The organism is Pseudarthrobacter enclensis (assembly GCF_001457025.1).
GTDB lineage: Bacteria > Actinomycetota > Actinomycetes > Actinomycetales > Micrococcaceae > Arthrobacter > Arthrobacter enclensis.
In genome coordinates this window covers 287,766-308,557 of record NZ_KQ758602.1, presented here as the reverse complement: position 1 = coordinate 308,557, position 20,792 = coordinate 287,766, and the positions used below count along the sequence as shown (strand labels likewise).

The window sequence follows — 20,792 nt, the reverse complement described above, 5'->3', positions numbered from 1 at the left end:
CGCGGGGAGGCGGATGCGCGGCGGCGACCACCGCCCCGCGGCGCCGCTGTCCTAGGTGCCGCTCCAGACCGACGCCGAACCGGAGTGGCCCGTCACCACGGCCTCGTAGACCAGGAACAACCCGGCCACCACGCCCAGCACCGAGGTGGCCGGTACAAGCCACCGCGCTGCCAGCGCCTTCCCGGCACCGCGGAGCGCCGCCCAGCGGGTTGCAGCGGACGGAAACGCTGCCAGGATCTGCGCCGCCGCGACCACCAGGAAAACGGCCGTCACGATGCGGAAGAAGCTGCCCTGCTCCGCATGTTCGTGGATGAGCTGCGAGGCAGGTTTCGCCTTCTCAAGCTGTTCGCCGGCCTCCGCGGTCAGAACGGACAGCGGCACCAGCAGCACGGCCAGGACACCCAGCGGCCACGCGAGGTATGTCCTGCTGCGCTGCCAGAGCGCGAAAACCACAGCCATCAGTCCCGCCAACGGTGCAAGGACAACGACGCCGTGGACCAAAAGGATATGGGCCGGAAGGCCGCCGATCTCCAACATGCAGTGCTCCTGGTAATGGTGTGCAGCAGTACGAGGCCAAAGGCCGGGTCAGACGATTCCGGTGGTTCCCAGCAGCAGGCCCACGCCGTAGGTGAAGGCCATGGCGAGGGCGCCGCCCAGCACCAGGCGCAACGTCGCCTTCCGCTTGGAGCTGCCGCCGATCCGGGCGCTGACCGAGCCGGTGATGGCCAGGGCGACCACCACGGCCACGAACGTCAGCGGGATCCGGATTTCCGCCGGCGGCAGGACGATCGCCAGCAGCGGCAGGATCGCGCCGACGGTGAAGGCGACGGCGGACGCAAACGCTGCGTGCCAGGCACTGACCACCTCGGTCTCATCGATCTTCAGCTCTGCCTCGAGGTGGGCGCCCAGCGCGTCATGGTCGGTGAGTTCCCTGGCCACGGTCCGCGCCGTCGCCTCGGTGAGGCCCTTGGCCTGGTAGATCGCGGCGAGCTCCGCGAGTTCACCGTCGGGATCGTCCCGCAGTTCCTGGCGTTCCTTTTCGATCAGGGCGCGCTGGCTGTCGCTTTGGCTGCTGACGGACACGTATTCGCCCAGCGCCATGGAAACGGCACCGCCCACCACGGCCGCCGCCCCTGCCACCAGGATGGGGGCGACGTCGTTGGTCACACCGGCCACGCCCACCACCGTGGCGGCCACTGACACGATGCCGTCGTTGGCGCCGAGGACGCCGGCGCGCAGCCAGTTCAGCCGCGCCGCGATGCTTTCGTCATGGGGTTCATTGGGGTGCTGCTGCAGCAACTCGGTCATAGGGGCAAGTAAAACACCCGGACGCCCCCGGGGCCATGCAGGTTTGCATACCCTATCCCGTACCGGGACTGGGGCTCACAGTTGCGGGACGCAGGGGCCGCTGCCCAGCAGCGCCAGCCCGGCCCGGTCGCCTGCCGCGAAGTCGAGCAGGCCTTTGTTCTCCGCATGCATGAGCTGGCCGGGATCGTCGACGTGGTCCAGGCCCAGGACATGGCCCCACTCGTGCATGATCACCGCCCTCACCTGCGCGGCCCCGTCGGGACGGCCGGCCAGGATGCCGGCGAGGTCCGGGGCGTCCAGCCGGATCTGGCCAGCCACGAGGACCAGCGGCTGCCCCGGCGCCTGCACGTAGTTGCTGCCGCCGTCGCCCGCGATGTCACCGGCCAGCCCGGGTGTTTCCTGCGGCGTGGACCAGGTGATCAGCACCGGAGCCCAGCGTTTCCCGTACCGGTCCGGCTGGAAAGCCTTCCGTTTGTCCGCCGGGGACTCGGTGGTGGTGCCGTCGTCGACGAACTGCAGGCCGGTAGCCGCGGACGCCGCTGCCACTGCTTCCCGGATCAGGGTTTCCCCGCCGGGAATGGCATGGTCCGGCCGGGCCACGTAATGGACGGGACGGCAGGGATCGTAGGCCGCGAACGGCTGGTCCCCGTCCGGCACATCCTGCAGGACAAACGCGGTGGACCCGGTGCCGGCCGGCGGCGTACCCAGGGGAGCGGGTGCTGCCTCGTACCCCGGCGGGGGAACGGTGGCGCCGGGCAGGTACGGGGCGGCGAATGGCATCACTACGCGGCTGACGAACGACGGCGCGAAGTACAGGCACACCACGAGCGCAACGCCCAGCATGGTGAGGAAGCGCCGCCTGCGCAGCGGTGAACGGTAGCGCCGCCGGGACCAGGGCCGCTTCCGGGCAGGCTGCTGTTCCACACCCCGCCACGGAGCCGGCGCTTCCAGCCGGCCGAAAGCCTCGTCGATGGCCCATTGCGGAATCCGTCCGCTCGGTGACCGCCGCACGCGCGGCGGCAGTCCGCCGTCGTACCCGCCCGGCCAAGAGCCGCCGTCCCTGCCTGCGTCATCCACTGCATCCCCCATGTGCTGCTGAAACCCCACCCAGCTTAGGGGCGCCAGCGGGCACAGTCCCGGCAGGAAAGCGCAGGATTTGCGCAGGAAAAAGGCACCCACCCGGCCGGCCGGCGTACTGCCGTTCCTGCCGGACGGGTGTCCTTGGCCTTGTTGGAAGCTACTCCTTGCCGAGGTTGGCGGCGGAGGTTTTCTCACCGGTCACCTCGTTGAGCGCCCGGAGGTCGAAGATGCCGTTGATGTCTGCCTGCTTGGTGGTCCCGGCGGTGACGCCGTCGGCCAGCAGCTTCTGGTAGGTGCCGGCCAGCGGGTCCACGGTGAACACGATGTTCTTCAGGGAACGGTCGATCACGTCCGGTTTCAGCTCGGCGCCGGCCGCTTCCTTGAGGGCGGCGTTGATGACGGTGGCTTTCTCCTCGGTTGCGGCGCCGTTCAGCCACTCCACCGACTTGGCGTGGCCCTTCAGGAGAGCCTTGACGGTGTCCGGGTGCTCGGCGGCGAACTTCTGGTTGACGATCAGGATGGTGGTGGGAAATTCGCCGGGCTTGCCGGACAGCGAACCGTCCCACAGGTCCTTTTCATCCACCAGCACCTTGGCGCCGGCGTTCAACACCAAGCGGGACGCCCAGGGCTCGGGCAGCCACGCGCCGTCGAGCTTTCCGTCCTGGAACAGCTTCAGGGTCTGGGCGTTTTCGGTGGGGTTGATGGCCACGTCGCCGCTGCCGTCCACGTTGGTTTTGTAGCCCTGGGAGGCCAGCCAGGCGCGGAGGGCCACGTCCTGGGTGCCGCCGAGCTGCGGGGAGGCGAGGGTCTTGCCCTTGAGGTCCGCGGCGGAGCTGATTTCCGGCTTGACCACCAGCTGCGCGCCACCTGCCGCGGCACCGGCAATGATGTTGATGGACTCGCCCTGGCTCTTCACGAAGGAGTTGATGGCGGGGTTGGGGCCAATGTAGGTGGCGTCGATGGCGCCGGCGTTCAGGGCTTCGATGGCCGCGGGGCCGGCATTGAAGACCTGGGTGCTGAGCTTGGTGTCGCCGAGTTCGTCCTTGATGAATCCCTTGCTGACGCCGACGAGCGCCGGGGCGTGGGTGACGTTGCCGAAGTAGCCGAGCTTCAGTTCGGCGGCCGGGTTGCCGGCCGGGGCGGCGTCCGCTGCGGGCGCGGTGGAGGCGTTGTTCGCGTTGACGGCGGAGGCGACGGCGGCGCCGCCTCCCACGAGGGCGAGGACGGCGGCGGCGATGCCGATCTTCAGGCCCAGTGGGCGCTTGGGCGCGGCCTGGCCCGCGACGATGCGGGTGGAGTTTCCGGGGTTCTGCGGACTCGTGTCCTGGGGGTCTGCCATGGGAATTTCCTTTGCTGGGGCGGGTGCTGAGACGAGATTACGGAGCACCCGGCAGGCCCACAATGATGCGTGTAGCAGGCGTTCACGGGACGACGCGAAGCCGCAATCCGGCGTCGCGGAGCGTCACGGAACGTCGCGCAGCGTCTTGCCGGCACCCGGAAAAGCGGTTGCCGGCTTCCGCTAAACCACCACCGTCATTCCGCCGTCGATGAAGATTGTTTGGCCGTTGACGAAGTCGGATCCGGCCGAGGCGAGCCAGACCACGGGTCCTGCGAGGTCCTGCGGGGTGCCCCAGCGGTGGGCGGGGGTGCGGCCCAGGATCCAGGTGTTGAACTGTTCGTCGTCCACCAGGTTCTGGGTCATTTCGGTGTGGATGTAGCCGGGGGCGATGCCGTTGATCTGCAGGCCGGAGGCGGCCCACTCGGCGGTCATGGCACGGGTGAGGTTCCGCAGTCCGCCCTTGGCTGCGACGTAGGGGGCGATGGTGGGGCGGGCCAGGTCTGTCTGCACCGAGCAGATGTTGATGATCTTGCCCCGTCCGCGGGGGATCATGTGCCGGGCGGCTTCCCGGCCCACCAGGAACGCGCTGGTGAGGTCGGTGGAGATGACCCGTTCCCAGTCGGCCACGTCCAGGTCCAGCATGGGGACGCGGTGCTGGATGCCGGCGTTGTTGACCAGGATGTCCAGCGGGCCGACGTTCTCCTCGATCCAGGCGATGCTGCCGGCGGCGGCGTCGCCGTCGGTGACGTCGAAGGCGATGCTGGTGATGCGTCCGGGCGGGAAGTCGGCGGCGAGCGCCGTTTCGGCTTCCTTGAGCCGTTCCGGGGTGACGCCGTTGAGCACCACCGTGGCGCCGGCGTCGGCCAGTGCCCGGGCGAGGGAGGACCCAATGCCGCGGCTCGAACCGGTCACCAGCGCGACGCGGCCGGTCAGGTCGAACAGCCCGCTCATGGGAGCTGCCCGATTCCGGCTGCGCTGAGGTTGGCAATGGCCTGTCGGACCACGGCGAGGTCCTGGTCGCCGAGGCCCTGGGCCACGAGTTCCGCGTAAAGGCCCACGCCGGCGGCCGCCATGGGCGCGGCGGTTCCGGCAGCGTCCGCGCTGTCCCGCACGAAGGAGAGGTCCTTCAGCATGAACTTTGCCGGGCCGGTGGGCGTGTAGTCCTTCGCGGCCAGCCGCGGTCCCACGACTTCCAGCACGCGGCTGGCGGCCAGGCCTCCGGACAGGACCTCAAACAGCGCTTCGACGTCCAGCCCGGAGCGCTCGGCGAGTTCCGCGGCTTCGGCGAGTGCCGCCGTCGTGGTTCCCACGACGAGCTGGTTGCAGGCCTTGGCCAGCGACCCGGCACCGAGTCCTCCCAAGAGCCGGACCGAACTGCCCATGGCCTCCAGGACGGGCCGTGCCCGGCCAAAGTCGGCGGCGGTTCCGCCGGCCATGATGGCCAGGGTTCCCCGCTGCGCGCCGACGGTTCCGCCGCTGACCGGTGCGTCGATCACCGAGGCGTTTCCTGCGGATGCGTCGGCCACCGCCTGGCCAAACGCCTGCACGCCCACCGGGGAGACGCTGCTCATCACCACCACGAGGGTTCCCGGCGCCGGCGGCTCCTGCCGCCAGGAATCGAGGAGCCCGGCCGCGGCCTCCTCGATGACAGGCAGGTCGGGGAGCATGAAGATGATGACCGGCTCGTCGCGCAGGTCCTCGACGCTCCCGGCGCCGGCGCCCCCGAGAAGCTCAAGGTCCCGGATGGCCGCGGGGGAGCGGTTCCAGCCGGTGACCCTCCAGCCGGCCCTGACCAGGTTGGCGGCCATGGGCGCACCCATCAGGCCGAGGCCCACGAACCCGACGCGGCCCTGGGTCACCGGGCATCCTCGACGACCACCAGGTCGCGGCCGTTCGTCTCCGGAGTGAAGAACGTGGTGGCGAACGAGATGCCCGCCAGCACCAGCGAGTACAGGGCCGGCACCAGCCAGGAGTGGTTGGTGGCCGCGAGCAGCGCCACGCCGATCATGGGCGCGAAGCCGCCGGCGAACACCGCGGAAATCTCGCGGCTGAGGGCCACGCCGGTGAAGCGGTGCTGGGATCCGAAGAGTTCCGGCAGCAGTGCGCACTGCGGGCCGAGCATGGACTGGACGCCCAGGGCGATGCCCACCACCATGACCACCCAGACCAGGGTGACGTTGCCCAGCGTGACCAGGTAGAAGGCCGGCAGTGCAATGACCGCCTGGAACAGGGCGCCGTAGCGGTAGACCGGGACCCGGCCGAAGCGGTCGGACAGGGCACCGAACGCAACCACCAGCACCGCGGCGAAGCCGGCAGCGATCAGCAGGCCGGTGGGGCCAATGAACTTGTCACCGGCGAACACGCCTGCAGGCATGCTGATGAAGGACACCAGGAGGGCCGAATAGATGGACGAGTTTCCGTTTTCGCCCATCCGCAGGCCGATGCCCACCAGGACGTTCTTCTTGGAGTGCTTCCAGATCTGGCCCACGGGGTTCTTGACCACGGCCTTGTGCTTCTCCAGCTCCTGGAACACTGGTGTTTCCTTGAGCTTGAGCCGGATGAACACGGCGATGACGATCAGGACGACGCTGGCCAGGAAAGGCACCCGCCAGAGCCAGCCCTGCAGGACTTCCTTGTCCGCCAGGGCCATCAGGGCGAACGTGCCTGCGCCCAGGAGGGTGCCCAGCTGGATGCCCACGAACGGCAGCGAGGCGAAGAAACCACGACGGCGGCGCGGGGCCACCTCGGAGATCAGGGTGGTGGCGCCTGCCTGCTCGGCACCTGCGCCCAGGCCCTGCAGGATGCGGAGCGTCACCAGCAGCACCGCTCCGAGCATCCCTGCCTGTTCGAACGTGGGCAGCAGGCCGATGGCGAAGCTGGCCATGCCCATCAGGCCAATGGTCAGGATCAGCACCATCTTGCGGCCGAACCGGTCCCCGATGTAGCCGAACACCACGCCGCCGAACGGCCGGGCGGCGAACCCCACGCCGTAGGTCGCGAAGGATGCGATGACCGCGCCGCTCTCGCCCAGCGGGGCAAAGAACAGAGGTCCGAAGATCAAGGCCGAGGCCAGGCCGTAGATGTAGAAGTCGTAGTACTCCAGGGCGGAGCCCACGGAGCTGGCAAGTGTTGCCCTTCGCAGCTGTTCCGGATCGACGGCGGCGCCATCGGTGGCGGTCTGCGGTGATTTAGTACGAGTTGTCACGAGAACTCCCTCTAACGCACTCCAGGCCCCCGTTGGCCTGGTGGGATAGCGGCAACACCTGTTGTGTCGATCACTATGCTGAACACAATACAGCAAGCTGAACGACTGGCAACAGTTTTCGCTATTTTGTTGAGGGGCGGGACCCGCTGTGGGGCGCTTATCCCATGGGGTTGCCCAGCGAGTGGGCCAGTTCCTTGAGTTCCTTGACCATCTGGGAGCCCTGTTCCTGGGTGTAGGTGGCCTTAAGCGCGGTCACGGACAGGCCCAGGCTGGGGCCATGGGCCCCGCGCGTGGGAACGGAGACGGCAAGGCACACCACGCCGGTGGTGGATTCCTCGTCCTCGAACGCGAAACCCTGCTCGCGGATCTCCTTCAGCTGTGCCTTCAGTTCGGCGCCGGTGCGCAGCGACTTCGGCGTCATGACCGGCAGTTCCGCCGTGTCCGGGAACATCTCGTCGATGTCATGCCAGTTAAGCCGGGCAATCAGCGCCTTTCCGACGGCGCAGAGCGAGACCGGCATCTTGTCGCCGATGTTGGAGGTAAGCCGCACCGCGGGGTGCCCCTCGTAGCGGGCCAGATAGATGACGTTGGTTCCGTCCAGCATGGCGATGCGGACCGTTTCGCGGGACAGGACGGAGGCCTGCTCGCAGTAGCGGTAGAACTCCTGGACCTCGTCCATGCGGCCAAGGTAGGCGGCGCCGAGTTCCACGAGTTTGCGGCCCAGCGTGAATTCGGACCCGTGCCTGGTGATCAGCCGGGCCTCTTCCAGTGCCAGGAGGAGGTTGGAGGTGGAGGACTTGGGGATGCCGACCTCGCGCGATAGGTCGCTGAGGGTCAGGCGGCCCGTGGCTGACGCTGCCAGGGCATCAAGGACGGCGGCGGCCCGGGTAACGGCCGGGGCCGGCGATGCGGCTCCCGACTTGTCCGGGGCGGGGGTGCGGGAATCGGCCATGATTCTCCTTTGGGTTGCCGGGGCTGATGGACTGCGCGCCACAGTCAGCACCGTTCAGTCAACTGAACGCTATCCATCATAAGGGCCCCGCCGGCCGGATGCTGCGGTCAGGAAACCGTGCTGCTCAGCGTTCCGATGCCTTCCACCACAATGTCCACCCGGTCCCCGGGCGCCACGGGCACTGCGGTCCCCGGCGCGCCGGTCATGACGACGTCCCCGGGCTCCAGGGTCAGCCACGAGGTGACGTAGACCAGGCAGTCCACCACCGTGGAGGGCAGGTTGAACGTTCCTGACTGCGCCCGGGCCACCCCGTTGACGCGCACTTCGATGCCCGCCTGTTCCGGGTCCGGCAGGGAGGTTTCTATCCAGGGCCCCAGCGGCGTGTAGTTGACGCCCGATTTGCCCTGGAAGTTCCGTTCGTCCACCGCGCCCTGGTCCACGTTGGTGACGTCATTGACGCAGGTGTAGCCGAGGACGTGCTCCAGCGCGTTCTCCGCCGTCAGGCCCGCCGCCGTCTTCCCGATGACGACGGCGAGCTCGCCCTCGGCGTTGACGGTTCCGCGGTTGCGGGCTGCCACGATCTCCTCGCCCGGAGCTGCCACGGTGTGCGCCGACTTGTGCCACGCCTGGAGGGGCAGCGGGTGCTCGTTCAGGGTCAGGTTGTGGCCAATGCCGAGCACCACGGCAGGTGCCACCGGGGGCAGGAGTTCCGCGTCACCGTGCGGCGTGCTGCCGCCGGTGTAACACAGCGGCTCCTCGAACGGGTCAACGATGTGGGCCCAGGTGCCGGCTCGGTCCACCGCGTGCTGCGGCCCCGTCGGCGTGCTGATTCTGGCTATCCGCATGGTTCCTCCCCGTCCGGCCTAGTAGAAGTGGACCGTGTCAACGACGTGGGGGAGGTCCCCGCCGTCCAGGAAAATGCGGAGGTTGCTGCAGAACCGTTCGGTGATCAGGCGGTTCTCGGCGGCACTGAGGGCAGAGGTGTGCGGGGAAACCATGACCTTGGGGTGGCTCCACAGGGGGCTGTCCTGCGGCAGCGGTTCGACGGCGAAGACGTCCAGGCAGGCGTAGCCCACCTGCCCGTTGTCCAGCGCCTCGAGGAGCGCGTCCTCGTCCACCACCGTTCCGCGGCCCACGTTGACGAAGGTGGTTCCGGGCTTCATGGCGGCAAACAGTTCCCGGTTGAACAGCTTCTCCGTATATTCGGTCCCGGGCAGGGTGTTGACGACGGCGTCTGCCGTGGCCAGGAGGGCCGGAAGGCCGGCGTTGTCCACCACCTGGTCGATGCCTTCGATAGGTTCGACGCTCCGCTTGCTGCCGCTGACCTTCATGCCCAGGGCCCGGGCTATCCGGGCGGTTTCCAGCCCGATTTCGCCGAGGCCGCTGACCACCAGGGTGGAGCCGTTCACCAGGCGGGTGGGGACGCGCAGGTCGGGCCAGGCCTTCGCAGCCTGGTCCTGGGCCAGTTCGGCGCTGCGCTTGAAGCCGTTCAGGATTCCCAATGCCGCGAATTCCGCCAGGGGAAGAGCGTGAACGCCGGCGGAGGTGGTGATCCGGAACTTCTGCAGGGCAGCTGCACTGAGTCCGGACGCCTTGGCCGCCCCGCCCGCTCCCGCGGCCATGGCGTGGATCCACTCTAGCTTCGGGTTCTCTGCGGCGATGCGGGCCAGCCCTGCGGGGCTTTCATTGGGGAAGCCGTACAGGACGTCGGCGCTGTTGAGCATGGCCCAGTAGCGTTCCTCCTGCTCGGATGTTCGCGTGAAGGCGGGGTCGCCTGCGTGGTCAGCCGGGAAGCGTTCCGGTGGCAGGAGGTCGGGTTCATAGAGGACGGTGACGGAGGGATCGACGGCGCGGATGCGGTCCACCAGCTCTGCTTCGAGCGGGACGGCGATGGCCACGGTTTTGGAAGTCATTCGTTCACTATACTGTCTGATGGCTAACATGCTGAACAGCTAATGGAATTTTTTGTATGCTCCTGTCCGCTGCTACGCCGCCCGGACCACGGGCAGTTCGTCCCAGTGGGTGGTGTACCGGGGGGAGCGCATATCGCGTTTCATGGTCCAGTCCAGCCCCGTCCTGATGCCCGCGTGCCCCAGCCCGATGGAGCCCCGTCCGAACCGCCGGCTGACGTCCTCGAGCAGCGGGCCGATGCCGCGTTCCTCGTGGCGGTTCTCGAACGGCTCCAGCGGCGGCTGGTTCCCTGTAGGCCGGAGGTCGGTCAGCATGATCCCGGCCTTGGCGTACTGGATTCCGTTCTGGATCCGGGGCAGCAGTGCGTGCGCTGCTTTGGTCAGCAGCAACGGGTCCGCCGTCGGCATGGGCAACGGCACGCACACTGACGGGAACGCCTGCTCCTGCTGCCGGAACGGGGATGTGGCGGCGAACGCCGTCAGCACCTTCGCCTGCAGCCCGTGCTTGGACAGCCGGGCGCTCGCCTGCTGCCCGTAGATGCTGAGCACCTGCCGCAGGCCGTCGGCCGTGCTGACGGGGGTCGCGAAGGATCGCGAGAAGATCAGCTGGTCGCGGCCGATCCGTTCTTCCTCCATGGGGATGCAGGGTGTGCCCCGCAGTTCCAGGACCGTGCGCATCAGCACCACCGAGAACTTGTGGCGGATCATGACGGGGTCGGCGCGGATCAGGTCCTGAACGGTGAAGATCCCCAGGACGTTGAGCCGCCTGGTCAGCCGTCCCGCGATGCCCCAGATTTCGTCCACTGGCAGCCGCGCGAGCAGGCTGTCCTTGACCTCCCCGGGTACGGCGTCCCAGAGGCACACGCCGCCGAAGGCCGGGTTGTTTTTGGCCCACTTGTTGCACAGCTTGGCCAGTGTCTTGGTGGGGGCGATGCCCACGCAGACCGGGACGCCCACGTGCTTCCGCACCGCTGCCTTGATGGCCCGCCCCAGGGGAAGGAGCCGGTCGGGTTCCCCTTTGACCCCCAGGAAGGCCTCGTCGATGCTGTAAACCTCCAGCCAGGCCGAGTACCTGCCCAGGAGCTCCATCACCCGGGCGCTGATGTCGCCGTAGAGTTCGTAGTTGCTGGACCTGGCCACCAGGCCCCATTCCTTGGCGCGCGGAGCGAGCTTGAACCACGGCTCACCCGTCGCGATCCCCAGGGCTTTGGCCTCGGGGGAGCGGGTGACGGCGCAGCCGTCATTGTTGGAGAGGACCACCAGCGGCCGCCCCTCCAGGGAGGGGTCGAACGCGCGCTCGGCGGAGGCGTAGAAGCAGTTGACGTCCACGTGTGCGATCTGCGGCATCCGGCGCATCAGGGCGGGCTTACCCACGGCCAGCCTCACAGCGGGAGTTGGTGCTAATCAATCGTGCACTGCTCCCCGCTTCCATCGCAGTCGCTGCACCGCGACCACTTAACACACGAAAGTCCGCCTCGGCGTCCATGACACACCCTCAATCGAATCTATGTTCGATACTAGAGCCTAAGGCCGTGCTCTGACACTGCAAGAAGTTTCAAGAAGCACGGCTGCGGCAACATCTGCTGGGGAGCCCCCGGTGCGGACGGGGTGCAGGGCCGAACGCATCGGCCGACAACATTTGACTCTTCCTCGCCTAACGCTATTCGCCGAAATAGTCTCAAAACCCTAGGGATTTGAGGCACATAGGTTACGAGACACAATGAGCCGGGCTGCGAGCAGCGCCGGGTGCCCGTAAGGGGATCGTCTACCGGTCACTACTTTCCTTTCGATCTGGCCAGATTTTGCGGTACTTGCGCCAACGCACCCACATGATTGCGGCTGGATACGCGAGGCAAAAGTCCGCGAGTAGGAACCAAACAGAGCCCCTGTCGGGGGTGACAAGAATGCTGATAGTGAACAGGACGACGCATACGGTGAGAACGACAGCCCGGATAAGCAACTCCATAGGAGTTGAATTCTCTAAGATTTTGGCCTGAGTACGAGGGCTGTCAGTGAAACCCAGGACGTCGGTGATTCTTCTGCTCAACGGAACTGCGCTGTCCCCGCTCATGCCCACAGCATAGCGAGCCCGCCAATATCAGTCACCAAGAATCGATTACAGCCATGTCAGATAGCGATCTCCTTCCGGACATGCAGCAGCCGCGCAGATGACTTTGGACATTCTGTGCAGACGACTTCGGAAAATGACACTGGGGCTTTGTGGTGCAGACATTCAGGGTGTCCCGTATACCCTGCCCGAAAAATTGCCCGGTGAGGGTGCCTTATACGCTACGCACGAAATTGTCTCGAAACGCTTCGGTTTTGAGGCGGCAAGGTTATGAGACAGAGGAATTCAGCTGTTTCGAGGGTCGATGGCCGCTTACTTGAAGGGCAGCTCTGCGCCCTTCGGAAATGGCAGGACTCCTTGTTCAGGCGTCATGGTCACCCAGTCTCTTCCCTGCGGATAGGCGAAAATGATGACGCGATCCGCACCCTGAAGCGGGTCACCGTTTGGGTAAGAGTTGTCCCCGGTGCAAGTTTGAGGCATGGACAGGATGCGGACAGTTCCCGTCCCAGGGCTTCCCTTAAGTACTTGTTCTACCTGGATTAGGTGTCCCGTAGCTTGATAGCCGTAGATGACAGTCTTACCGTCTTCGCCCACAGATCTACCGACCAACACCGCACCTGCCTTGTCGTATAGGTCTTGAGGAGAGTGGAACCTGACCCAATCAACGCACGTCTCAGTGTCACTGGTCGGAATAATGCCGCACCCGCTGCCAAGCACAGCCACTAAAGCCAATGCTGGCACCCGCCCAACAAGTTTCCCCATGGCATGAAGCTACGCCGAGCCAAGAAAAGGCACTACTGAATGGCTCAAGGTGCAACCCAAATGAGACCGGCTGAGTGGGAAGAGTGCTCCTGTAGGTCCGACTTGATTGGCGTTCGGCCATCGGTTGATCAGAAAAGTTCTTCCCCTCGGAGAACCCGCTCTAAGTCTCCACTGTTGAGGTTGCTTGTTTCGAGGATCCAGCCCACGCCGTAGCCGGCCTGACTTGAAGTTCTGATCTCGGCACCGAGTTCCAGAGCAGCAGTTCTGCAAGCCTCTGTAGCTTCCCGCAGCTTAGCGACAGCTGCTTCGAGGGGAACGCGGACTTCGTCGGGAGGAATGGAATACCTAGCATTCTCGTCCTCGATGCGGAATGTCCAGTCGGGCTCCATTTGTACTCCTAGTTTGGGACTTTCCTTCCAACCAGCCTAGACAACCCAGTGGTGCGGAGCCTGCCCTAACGAGGCGTCGACCCGTAACTGGCTAGACGGAAGGCAACCTCAAAGGTGCCTGAACGCTTTCCGCCGAACCGTTTCAAAACCCTAGGGTTTTGAGGCGCCTGGTTTACGAGACACGTTCGGCTCGGGCTGGAGAGCACAAAGACATTCCGAATCAAAGCTTATTGTGGCCCGCCAGCGACTTTTCAGTTTTTCCATCAGGTCGGCTGACATGATGGGATGGCCTGAACTGATGGGGGAAGTCTTATATGAACTGGTACGAAACAAACAGCCACTTGAAGCCAAGCAGTGACGACCTAAACTGGCTAGTCGCCCGGTCCGATGGAGTCTATTTCACCGGATGTGATGCCTCTGGGTGGGAGGACAGTACCTGGATCCTTAATGCCTTCTACGAGCTGCCTTTCGGCGGGCCGCTTCCCACGCACGATGAATTGCAGAAATCCCGGATAGTGTCCGGTGAGGAAGAACCACTGATCGTTGCAGGGGTCAACGTTGATGACGTGACGACTTCGACGGGCGGCGGCCTTGGATATCAGCGAAGGCCCGCGACGGACTGGCAAAGGCGCACCTGGTCTGAAATGACGGCTCGGTTCCCTCAAGACCGGCCAGCGGACGGTCCTCCTCCCTGCTTCCGCTGGTTTCCGGTCAGAGACTTTCCGGCGAATATAGAACTTCCTGCCGAAGGATCTATGTCCGAGGAAGATTTCGCCGAACTTGTAGCGGTGCTCTCCCGCCACTCGCCGACGCCGAGATGTTCACTGTATTTCGCCGACGTATTCACTTGGTTCGCGGACCCAAGCGAAGCACCGGTATACGAGGCAAACCTTTTGGATCTCCCGTCGGTTCTTAAGGAAGCCAGCGAAGACGACCAAGTCTTCACGCCCGCGAACATTTGGCCATCCGATAGATCTTGGCTTGTCTACACTGATTACGACCTGTGGGCGACAAAGGTCAGCGGAAGCAGCAAACTCATCAACGAACTCAGGACCAATTCCTTCCTTGAAACCCTCGACTGGACACCTTCGGACGACACATAAGTAATGTCCTGTGGAGGCTCCTCAACCGGAGCGGGGCATCCGGCGCGCCATCCTAGCCATAGAAGACAACAACCCCTGCTGACTTCTATGGCTAGGGTTTCGAGGCGCAGCGGTTTCGAGACACAAAGTAGATTCCACGGGGTGAATCAGTTAAACGAACCCGTTGCGACGGCACGCTGAGCCGGCACGTAAGGTGTTGTTATGGAAGCGACGACCGGTGAGAATCATGTTCCTCGTCCTGAATCGATAACTGACCTTATCGACCGGATCGTGACCTCGAAATGGCCTGCAGACGAAGTAGAGCAGGCCAAGTACTTTGCCCTTTTAGGGTTTGATCCAATAGCAGGCCAGTCTTCCAACAACGACGCCGCGGTCATGACAGGTAATCTGATGGCTCCTTCCGGCCTGCCCATCGCAACCGCCACGTGGGCTTCATTGAACGGGAACTTGTTCTCCATCAACGTTTTCCTTGATGGAGAACTCTTAGCCGAGGGTCCTCACGCCTTGCGCACATACCGCCATATCTACGCGGGACTTCGCGGAAAGTATGGCCCTCCATTGGACGAGACCACCGATCTATCCGGCAGAGCGTCCTCCAAATGGCAAATGAACGGCACCACAACCGAAATGTACTGCCACCTGAACCCCTTACCTTCGGTACAACTTGGGTTCAGCCACACGGCCGGAAATGCAGAATATGAAGCACTCCCGTCGCGGTGACGCTCCCCCAGCTGTGAGGGACCGCAGGCGCCCCATAAGCACAACGGTTCAAACGACTGTCCTACCGGCCCACGATCCGTCTCAAACGCTAGAGATTCGAGGCACAGAGGGTTCGGACACTGGAAATAGGTCCACAGCTCTTAGAGGTTCGGAGTCGTAGGGCTTACTTGGTAACTGGCTGGTATTCCGGGTAGTAGCGCTGAATCTGATCCGTTGGGTGGCCCGCACTGATCATCTGGTCCAGGCTTACAACAGAACGAACCTCATCATCGGAGAGCAACCTGCTGTTCCAAGGCCCGATGGTCTGATAGCAAAAGTCGTTGGGATCATTCATTTTGGCGGCGTCATAGCACTCGGGATGGCTTGCGTCCCCCATGCTCGGCGGCGCTGCTACCTTTTCAGTGTTCGTACTTGCCTGAATCCCCGCGATGGCGCCTCCCATAAGAACCGCGGCCGCGCCGACCATGCCTAGTGCCAGTTTCATATTGTCCCCCTTTGTGAAACGCGACAGCAGCATGCTGCCGCGGTAAAGCAACTCGTGAAATCGCGCAGTAACGGATGAACAAATCGCCCCGAATATCAGCGAAGAGGGGGAGATGCCCAGCCCCGGCCCGTCCCGTAAATCGGCTCTCCACTGCTCTTCTCGAACGGCCCGAAGGTACCGGGGCGTCAACGCCACGCATATGGCCAGGAGGGTCTCGGTCCGTCTCACGCCCCGCACCACTGTTCCTCACTCATAACCGGTGACGGCCGGGATGCAGGCGACGGGGCCTTGGCCTGCTGCACCTTGACGTACTCGCTCGCCAACGGACGGGCTTCGGCCACCAGGCGGTAGTACCGCCTGCGTGGTCCCTTGCGCTCCTCCGTTGAGTCCCATTCCCCCTGGACCCACCCTGCCGCCTCAAGCCGATCAAGAATCGGATAGACAGTCCCAGGCTTTTTGCCGACATCCTTGACGACCTGGAGCCCCCAAACGGAATCGACCGACAGCAGAACTTCCAGGACCATCGCTGTTGCCGGCGTAATCCGCCCCAAGTTCTCCATGGGGTAAATCTAGCTATATAGATTTAGAAGTCAAGTGTCTTCGTCGTTTCCCAGAATTGCCGTTCCGCCACTAAAGCTCCACCTGCTCTCCGCGATGCTCCAGGCGGAAAGTACTAGATTCCGCATGACGCGCCCGGCGAAGCCTTCTTGTAAAGGTGCCTCAAACGCTTCGCGCCAAACCGTCTCAAAACCCTTGGGATGCGAGACGTCTCAGCGAGAAAGCAGCCGTCCCACCTGCGGTATCACTGATTCTCGCTGAAATCCGGGGACTACGATGGCTACGACGATTCTCGTAACTATGTCTCGTAACCGTCACGGAAAAATGGGATACCCGTCGTTAGTTATGAGACAGCTGGCCACGGCGCTCCCGTCTGCGACAGGAGCGCGCGTCACACATGGTGAAGGCACCGGGTAGCGACTCCCCAGACCACCAGTTCGGACAGGGCGGAAACGCGGATGTCAGGGTAGCGGGGGTTTTCCGCCTGCAGGATAACCCCGCCGGACGTGATGCGGAGGCGCTTCACCGTCAGTTCGCCGTCCAGTACGGCGATGACCACGGAGCCGTCCTTGGGCTCCAGGGCGCGGTTGACAATCAGTTCGTCACCGTCGCTGATGCCGGCACCTTCCATGGAGTCTCCGGTGACCCTGACGACGAACGTGCTGGTGATGTCCTTGATCAGGTGCGCGTTGAGGTCGATCCGGCCGTCGAAATAGTCCTGCGCCGGTGACGGAAAACCGGCCGCCACTGCCACGGGGGAGATCAGCACCGAGAACAGCGACGCTCCCGCATCTATCACGCGAGGCCCGACAATAACGCCCACAACACACCTTTATTCGAATATTTGTTCGATAGGTTCAGTGTAGCCCCGGGCGGCGACAATGCACCCCCAGGAAGTGCTTGCGCCAGACATAGATGAGTGTAAATATTTACATGTGTCTATGTCTTGGGAGCTCACCCCGGTCCAGGCCGCGGCCTGCTGTTCACCGCTGGCCCGGGAGCCGCTGTCTGAAACGGCGGCAGAAGGAATTGCGCCGCTGCTGAAGGCGCTCGCGGACCCCGTCCGGCTGCGCCTCATGTCCATCGTGGCCTCGCACCAGGGCGGGGAAGCCTGCGTGTGCGACCTGAACGATGCCTTCGAGCTGTCCCAGCCCACCATCAGCCACCACCTGAAGATCCTCCATGAGGCCGGCCTGCTGGACCGGGAAAAGCGCGGCGTCTGGGTCTACTACCGCGCCCGCAATGAGGCGCTGCAGAACCTCGCCGCGCTGATCGGGGGACAGGCACGGTGAGCATGATCGCCCGCCGGGCCCTGGCCGAATTCGTGGGCACCGCCTTCCTGCTGATGGCAGTGGTCGGCTCGGGCGTCATGGCATCCAGGCTGTCCCCGGACGACGCCGGCCTGCAGCTCCTGCAGAACAGCCTCGCCACGGGTGCCGCGCTGGTGGCGCTGATCGTGGCACTGCAGCCCGTCTCGGCGGCGTTCAACCCGGTGGTCACCCTCGCGGAACGCGCCCTGGGCATGGTCGGCACCCGCACGGCAACGGCCCTGGTGTCAGCCCAGGTCCTCGGCGCGCTTGCCGGGACCGCGGCCGCGAACCTGATGTTCGGGCTGGACGCCGTCACCGTCTCCACCCGGGAACGCACCGGCCCCGGACTGTGGCTGGGCGAGGCCATCGCCACGGCCGGGCTGCTGGTGGTCATCTTCGGCACCCTCCGCTCGGGAAAGGCCGACCGGGTGGCGCTCGCCGTGGGCGGCTACATCACCGCCGCCTACTGGTTCACCAGCTCCACCAGCTTCGCCAACCCCGCGGTGACCATCGCCCGGACCGTCACGGACACCTTCGCCGGCATCACGCCGGCGTCGGTCCCTCCCTTCATCCTCGCCCAGCTGCTGGGCGGCGCGGCCGGGTACGCCCTGGTCCGCCTCCTTTACCCACTCCCCGCAACCTCCGCCGTCGTGACGGCTGACCGAAAGGTGCCCGCATGAGCCGCAAACCCTCCGTCCTCTTCGTCTGCGTCCACAACGCCGGCCGGTCCCAGATGGCCGCCGCGTTCCTGACCACCCTGTCCCGGGGTGCCATCGAGGTCCGGTCCGCCGGCTCCCAGCCGGCGGACAAGGTCAACCCGGCCGCCGTGGAGGCCATGGCCGAGGTGGGCATCGACATGTCCGCCGAGATTCCCAAAGTCCTCACCACCGAGGCCGTCAAGGAATCCGACGTCGTCATCACCATGGGCTGCGGTGACGAGTGCCCGTATTTCCCGGGCAAGCGCTACGAGGACTGGGTCCTGGAGGATCCTGCCGGCAAGGGCGTGGAGTCCGTGCGCCCCATCCGCGACGACATCAAAGGCCGGGTTGAGGCGCTCATCGCCTCCCTGGTTCCAGCGAACTGAAGCGAGGACAGCATGACCACCCTGGAATCCCTGCCTGTCGCGGTGATCGGCGCCGGCCCCGTTGGCCTGGCCGCGGCAGCACACCTGCTCGAACGCGGCCTGGAGCCTCTCGTCCTGGAAGCCGGCCCCGCCGTCGGCTCGGCCATCCGGCAGTGGGGCCACGTCCGGGTCTTCTCCACCTGGAAGTACAACCTCGACGCGGCCTCGGTGCGGCTGCTCGAGCGCAACGGCTGGGAAGCGCCGCGGCCCACCGCCCTTCCGTACGGATCGGAGATCGTTTCCGGGTACCTGGAGCCGCTCGCCGCCACACCGGAACTGAGGGACCGCATCCGGACCGGCGCCCGCGTTGTCGCGGTCACCCGGCAGGGCATGGACAAGGGCCGCAGCCAGGGCCGCGACCAGGTGCCGTTCGTCGTGCGGATAGAGCACGACGGCGGCCTGGTCACCGAGGTGCCGGCCCGCGCCGTGATCGATGCGTCCGGTACGTGGCTCAGCCCCGCGCCGCTGGGATCCTCCGGCCTGGCCGTGCCGGGCGAGGCTGAGGCACGCGCGGCCGGCCTGGTCACCGGACCGCTGCCGGACGTTGCCGCCGGCGGTTTCGCCGGCCGACGAACCCTGGTGGTCGGGTCGGGGCATTCGGCCGCCAACATGGTGCTGGACCTGGCCCGCGTGGCCCGCGCCAACCCGGGCACCGATGTCTTTTGGGCCATCCGCGCGGCCACTCCGGCCCGGGCCTACGGCGGTGGGGACGCCGACCAACTCCCCGCCCGGGGCCAGCTGGGCACCCGGCTGCGCGCCGCCGTCGAGAGCGGAGCCGTCCAGCTGCTGACCGGCTTCCACACCGCGTCCATCGACGCGCAGGGGGACGCAGTGACCGTTCACTCCGCCGACGGCCGCACCGTTGAAGTGGACCGGGTCATTCCCGCCACAGGATTCCGTCCCGACCTCTCCATCCTCTCCGAGCTGCGCCTGGACCTTGACCCCGCCGTGGAAGCGCCCAAGGCCCTCGGCCCGCTGATCGATCCCGACTTCCACAGCTGTGGCACCGTCCCCGCCCACGGCGCCAAAGTCCTCGCCCAGCCCGAGAAGGACTTATACCTCGCCGGGATGAAGTCCTACGGCCGGGCACCCACCTTCCTCATGGCCACCGGGTACGAGCAGGTCCGTTCCATCGCCGCCGTCCTGTCCGGGGACGCCGAGGCCGCGGACGCCGTGGAACTCCAGCTGCCGGAAACGGGGGTGTGCTCCACCAGCGTCCCGGCCGCAGCGGAGGAGGAAGCCTGCTGCGGAACCACCGCCGCCGTTCCCCTGGACCTCGGATTCCCCACCGGGCTCCGGCACGGCCGCACCGGCGGGACAGTCACCCTCTGACCGGTGATGCAGGTCTACAGTGGAGGCATGGCTCTCAGCCGCAACCCGCTCGATGACCTGCGCGAAACCATCAGCCACCTGGCCGATCAGCTCCGGCTGTCCGGCTCGGACCGCGTCGACGACCTGGTGGGCGACCTGACGGGTGCCAAGCCCGGGCCGGCGCGGCCGCTGGCCGAGCTCCAGGCTGAGCTCGACGCCCTGGTGGGGCTGGAGACCGTGAAGGAACAGGTCCGGGCCCTCGTGGCACTGCTCCAGGTCCAGGCCCGCCGCAAGGCGCATGGCCTCCCGGAGGTCGCCACCTCCCAGCACCTGGTGTTCCTGGGCAACCCGGGCACCGGAAAGACCACCGTGGCGCGGCTCCTGGCCGAGATGTACCGTGCGGTGGGCCTGCTGCAGAAGGGCCACCTGGTGGAGGTGGACCGGTCGGGCCTGGTGGGCCAGTACGTCGGCCAGACCGCCATCAAGACGGACCGGGTGATCCGGCGCGCACTGGACGGCGTCCTGTTCATCGACGAGGCCTACGCCCTGGCCCCGGAGGACAGCAGGATGGACTTCGGCCCGGAGGCGATCGAGGTCCTGCTCAAGCGGATGGAGGACCACCGCCACCGCCTGGTGGTGATCGTGGCCGGGTACCCGCGGCTGATGGAGTCCTTCCTGCTCTCCAACCCCGGCCTGCGCTCCCGCTTCGCGCGCGAGATCACCTTCCCGGACTACTCCGTGGAGGCGCTGCAGACGATCTTCCATCAAATGCTGGCCCAGCACGGCTACATGCTGGAGTCGGGGGCGGAGCAGATGCTGCACCGCATCTTCACCGGCCTCCACGAGGGCGAGGACTCCGGCAACGCGCGGTTTGCCCGCACCCTGTTTGAGCAGGCGCTCAACCGCCAGGCGCTGCGGCTCTCGCTGGACGAGGGGCAAAGCCTCGACGCCCTCGACCGGGACGCCGTCATGACGCTCACCGCCGACGACCTCGAAGAGGCCGCGCTCGCCCTGGGCGAGGAACCCGCGCCTGAGCCCGACGCGGCGCCGGAACCGGAACGGCCCCGCTGGTGGCGCTGGCTGCTGGCCTGACGGGCGCCGCCGCGGAGGAGATCACGGGCGGGCCACGGCACCCGCCGGATGCCGTGGCCCGCCGCTGACTGGAACTAC

The 20,792-nt window shown here is 65.7% G+C and carries 22 protein-coding genes; 7 read left to right on the top strand and 15 right to left on the bottom strand.

Annotated elements, in window-relative coordinates; translation table 11 throughout:
* Positions 1-51: 51 nt before the first annotated feature.
* The 12 genes from AS031_RS11920 to AS031_RS11860 form a co-directional block, all read right to left on the bottom strand.
* A complete protein-coding gene (locus AS031_RS11920; protein WP_058268361.1) occupies positions 52-537 on the bottom strand; it encodes a hypothetical protein in 486 nt (161 codons plus the stop codon).
* Positions 538-585: 48 nt separating this feature from the next.
* Positions 586-1,308, bottom strand: a complete 723-nt coding sequence (locus tag AS031_RS11915) for a VIT1/CCC1 transporter family protein (RefSeq protein ID WP_058268360.1) — start codon at positions 1,306-1,308, stop codon at positions 586-588.
* Positions 1,309-1,383: 75 nt separating this feature from the next.
* Positions 1,384-2,385: a matrixin family metalloprotease gene (locus AS031_RS11910; RefSeq protein WP_228379621.1), complete on the bottom strand. Its 1,002-nt coding sequence runs from the start codon at positions 2,383-2,385 to the stop codon at positions 1,384-1,386.
* Between the two features lie 160 nt (positions 2,386-2,545).
* A complete protein-coding gene (locus tag AS031_RS11905; protein WP_058268359.1) occupies positions 2,546-3,727 on the bottom strand; it encodes an ABC transporter substrate-binding protein in 1,182 nt (393 codons plus the stop codon).
* 180 nt (positions 3,728-3,907) lie between these two features.
* Positions 3,908-4,678 (bottom strand): SDR family oxidoreductase, encoded by a 771-nt coding sequence (locus AS031_RS11900; protein ID WP_058268358.1) that lies wholly within the window; start codon positions 4,676-4,678, stop codon positions 3,908-3,910.
* Entirely contained in the window at positions 4,675-5,586 is a 912-nt protein-coding gene (locus AS031_RS11895; RefSeq protein WP_058268357.1) for an NAD(P)-dependent oxidoreductase, read from the bottom strand. Before AS031_RS11895 ends, AS031_RS11900 begins: the two co-directional genes overlap by 4 nt.
* Positions 5,583-6,932 (bottom strand): MFS transporter, encoded by a 1,350-nt coding sequence (locus AS031_RS11890; protein WP_058268356.1) that lies wholly within the window; start codon positions 6,930-6,932, stop codon positions 5,583-5,585. The genes AS031_RS11895 and AS031_RS11890 overlap by 4 nt, the downstream gene beginning before the upstream one ends.
* A gap of 157 nt (positions 6,933-7,089) precedes the next feature.
* Positions 7,090-7,884 carry an IclR family transcriptional regulator gene (locus tag AS031_RS11885; RefSeq protein WP_058268355.1) on the bottom strand — a complete coding sequence of 265 codons (795 nt, stop codon included), beginning with the start codon at positions 7,882-7,884 and terminating at the stop codon, positions 7,090-7,092.
* A gap of 107 nt (positions 7,885-7,991) precedes the next feature.
* Complete coding sequence (locus AS031_RS11880; protein WP_058268354.1) at positions 7,992-8,729, bottom strand: fumarylacetoacetate hydrolase family protein; 738 nt, start codon at positions 8,727-8,729, stop codon at positions 7,992-7,994.
* Between the two features lie 18 nt (positions 8,730-8,747).
* Positions 8,748-9,797 carry a D-2-hydroxyacid dehydrogenase gene (locus tag AS031_RS11875; protein WP_058268353.1) on the bottom strand — a complete coding sequence of 350 codons (1,050 nt, stop codon included), beginning with the start codon at positions 9,795-9,797 and terminating at the stop codon, positions 8,748-8,750.
* A gap of 72 nt (positions 9,798-9,869) precedes the next feature.
* Positions 9,870-11,150, bottom strand: a complete 1,281-nt coding sequence (locus AS031_RS11870; protein WP_176716542.1) for a Y-family DNA polymerase — start codon at positions 11,148-11,150, stop codon at positions 9,870-9,872.
* A 1,602-nt stretch (positions 11,151-12,752) separates the two neighbouring features.
* Complete coding sequence (locus tag AS031_RS11860; protein WP_058268351.1) at positions 12,753-13,013, bottom strand: hypothetical protein; 261 nt, start codon at positions 13,011-13,013, stop codon at positions 12,753-12,755.
* A 314-nt stretch (positions 13,014-13,327) separates the two neighbouring features.
* On the opposite strand from AS031_RS11860, the gene AS031_RS19800 reads away from it, so the two are divergent.
* Together AS031_RS19800 and AS031_RS19795 are read left to right on the top strand one after the other, a co-directional pair.
* Entirely contained in the window at positions 13,328-14,116 is a 789-nt protein-coding gene (locus AS031_RS19800; protein ID WP_141688809.1) for a hypothetical protein, read from the top strand.
* A gap of 201 nt (positions 14,117-14,317) precedes the next feature.
* Positions 14,318-14,836, top strand: a complete 519-nt coding sequence (locus tag AS031_RS19795) for a hypothetical protein (RefSeq protein WP_141688808.1) — start codon at positions 14,318-14,320, stop codon at positions 14,834-14,836.
* Positions 14,837-14,999: 163 nt separating this feature from the next.
* Here the strand turns inward: AS031_RS19795 and AS031_RS19790 are convergent, their stop codons facing one another.
* The 3 genes from AS031_RS19790 to AS031_RS11840 form a co-directional block, all read right to left on the bottom strand.
* Positions 15,000-15,320, bottom strand: a complete 321-nt coding sequence (locus AS031_RS19790; RefSeq protein ID WP_141688807.1) for a hypothetical protein — start codon at positions 15,318-15,320, stop codon at positions 15,000-15,002.
* A 224-nt stretch (positions 15,321-15,544) separates the two neighbouring features.
* Positions 15,545-15,880 (bottom strand): MarR family transcriptional regulator, encoded by a 336-nt coding sequence (locus tag AS031_RS11845; RefSeq protein ID WP_058268348.1) that lies wholly within the window; start codon positions 15,878-15,880, stop codon positions 15,545-15,547.
* Between the two features lie 389 nt (positions 15,881-16,269).
* Positions 16,270-16,701 carry a LexA family protein gene (locus tag AS031_RS11840; protein WP_058268347.1) on the bottom strand — a complete coding sequence of 144 codons (432 nt, stop codon included), beginning with the start codon at positions 16,699-16,701 and terminating at the stop codon, positions 16,270-16,272.
* 118 nt (positions 16,702-16,819) lie between these two features.
* Here AS031_RS11840 and AS031_RS11835 point away from each other — a divergent pair, with 118 nt between their 5' ends.
* The 5 genes from AS031_RS11835 to AS031_RS11815 are packed head-to-tail and all read left to right on the top strand — an operon-like array spanning position 16,820 to position 20,714.
* A complete protein-coding gene (locus AS031_RS11835) occupies positions 16,820-17,170 on the top strand; it encodes an ArsR/SmtB family transcription factor (protein ID WP_058268346.1) in 351 nt (116 codons plus the stop codon).
* Positions 17,171-17,172: 2 nt separating this feature from the next.
* Positions 17,173-17,868: an aquaporin gene (locus tag AS031_RS11830; RefSeq protein WP_371325987.1), complete on the top strand. Its 696-nt coding sequence runs from the start codon at positions 17,173-17,175 to the stop codon at positions 17,866-17,868.
* Positions 17,865-18,272, top strand: coding sequence for an arsenate reductase ArsC (locus AS031_RS11825; RefSeq protein WP_058268344.1), 408 nt, complete (start codon positions 17,865-17,867; stop codon positions 18,270-18,272). Before AS031_RS11830 ends, AS031_RS11825 begins: the two co-directional genes overlap by 4 nt.
* A gap of 12 nt (positions 18,273-18,284) precedes the next feature.
* A complete protein-coding gene (locus AS031_RS11820; protein ID WP_058268343.1) occupies positions 18,285-19,643 on the top strand; it encodes an FAD-dependent oxidoreductase in 1,359 nt (452 codons plus the stop codon).
* A gap of 27 nt (positions 19,644-19,670) precedes the next feature.
* Positions 19,671-20,714: an AAA family ATPase gene (locus AS031_RS11815; RefSeq protein WP_058268342.1), complete on the top strand. Its 1,044-nt coding sequence runs from the start codon at positions 19,671-19,673 to the stop codon at positions 20,712-20,714.
* Positions 20,715-20,792 lie beyond the last annotated feature (78 nt).

Excerpts from the sequence above, each read along its gene's own strand:
- AS031_RS11920 (WP_058268361.1), bottom strand. The coding sequence starts at position 537 with ATGTTGGAGATCGGCGGCCTTCCGGCCCATATCCTTTTGGTCCACGGC.
- AS031_RS11915 (WP_058268360.1), bottom strand. The coding sequence starts at position 1,308 with ATGACCGAGTTGCTGCAGCAGCACCCCAATGAACCCCATGACGAAAGC.
- AS031_RS11905 (WP_058268359.1), bottom strand. The coding sequence starts at position 3,727 with ATGGCAGACCCCCAGGACACGAGTCCGCAGAACCCCGGAAACTCCACC.
- AS031_RS11900 (WP_058268358.1), bottom strand. The coding sequence starts at position 4,678 with ATGAGCGGGCTGTTCGACCTGACCGGCCGCGTCGCGCTGGTGACCGGT.
- AS031_RS11885 (WP_058268355.1), bottom strand. The coding sequence starts at position 7,884 with ATGGCCGATTCCCGCACCCCCGCCCCGGACAAGTCGGGAGCCGCATCG.
- AS031_RS11880 (WP_058268354.1), bottom strand. The coding sequence starts at position 8,729 with ATGCGGATAGCCAGAATCAGCACGCCGACGGGGCCGCAGCACGCGGTG.
- AS031_RS11875 (WP_058268353.1), bottom strand. The coding sequence starts at position 9,797 with ATGACTTCCAAAACCGTGGCCATCGCCGTCCCGCTCGAAGCAGAGCTG.
- AS031_RS11870 (WP_176716542.1), bottom strand. The coding sequence starts at position 11,150 with ATGCGCCGGATGCCGCAGATCGCACACGTGGACGTCAACTGCTTCTAC.
- AS031_RS11860 (WP_058268351.1), bottom strand. The coding sequence starts at position 13,013 with ATGGAGCCCGACTGGACATTCCGCATCGAGGACGAGAATGCTAGGTAT.
- AS031_RS19800 (WP_141688809.1), top strand. The coding sequence starts at position 13,328 with ATGAACTGGTACGAAACAAACAGCCACTTGAAGCCAAGCAGTGACGAC.
- AS031_RS19795 (WP_141688808.1), top strand. The coding sequence starts at position 14,318 with ATGGAAGCGACGACCGGTGAGAATCATGTTCCTCGTCCTGAATCGATA.
- AS031_RS19790 (WP_141688807.1), bottom strand. The coding sequence starts at position 15,320 with ATGAAACTGGCACTAGGCATGGTCGGCGCGGCCGCGGTTCTTATGGGA.
- AS031_RS11845 (WP_058268348.1), bottom strand. The coding sequence starts at position 15,880 with ATGGAGAACTTGGGGCGGATTACGCCGGCAACAGCGATGGTCCTGGAA.
- AS031_RS11835 (WP_058268346.1), top strand. The coding sequence starts at position 16,820 with ATGTCTTGGGAGCTCACCCCGGTCCAGGCCGCGGCCTGCTGTTCACCG.
- AS031_RS11830 (WP_371325987.1), top strand. The coding sequence starts at position 17,173 with ATGATCGCCCGCCGGGCCCTGGCCGAATTCGTGGGCACCGCCTTCCTG.
- AS031_RS11825 (WP_058268344.1), top strand. The coding sequence starts at position 17,865 with ATGAGCCGCAAACCCTCCGTCCTCTTCGTCTGCGTCCACAACGCCGGC.
- AS031_RS11820 (WP_058268343.1), top strand. The coding sequence starts at position 18,285 with ATGACCACCCTGGAATCCCTGCCTGTCGCGGTGATCGGCGCCGGCCCC.
- AS031_RS11815 (WP_058268342.1), top strand. The coding sequence starts at position 19,671 with ATGGCTCTCAGCCGCAACCCGCTCGATGACCTGCGCGAAACCATCAGC.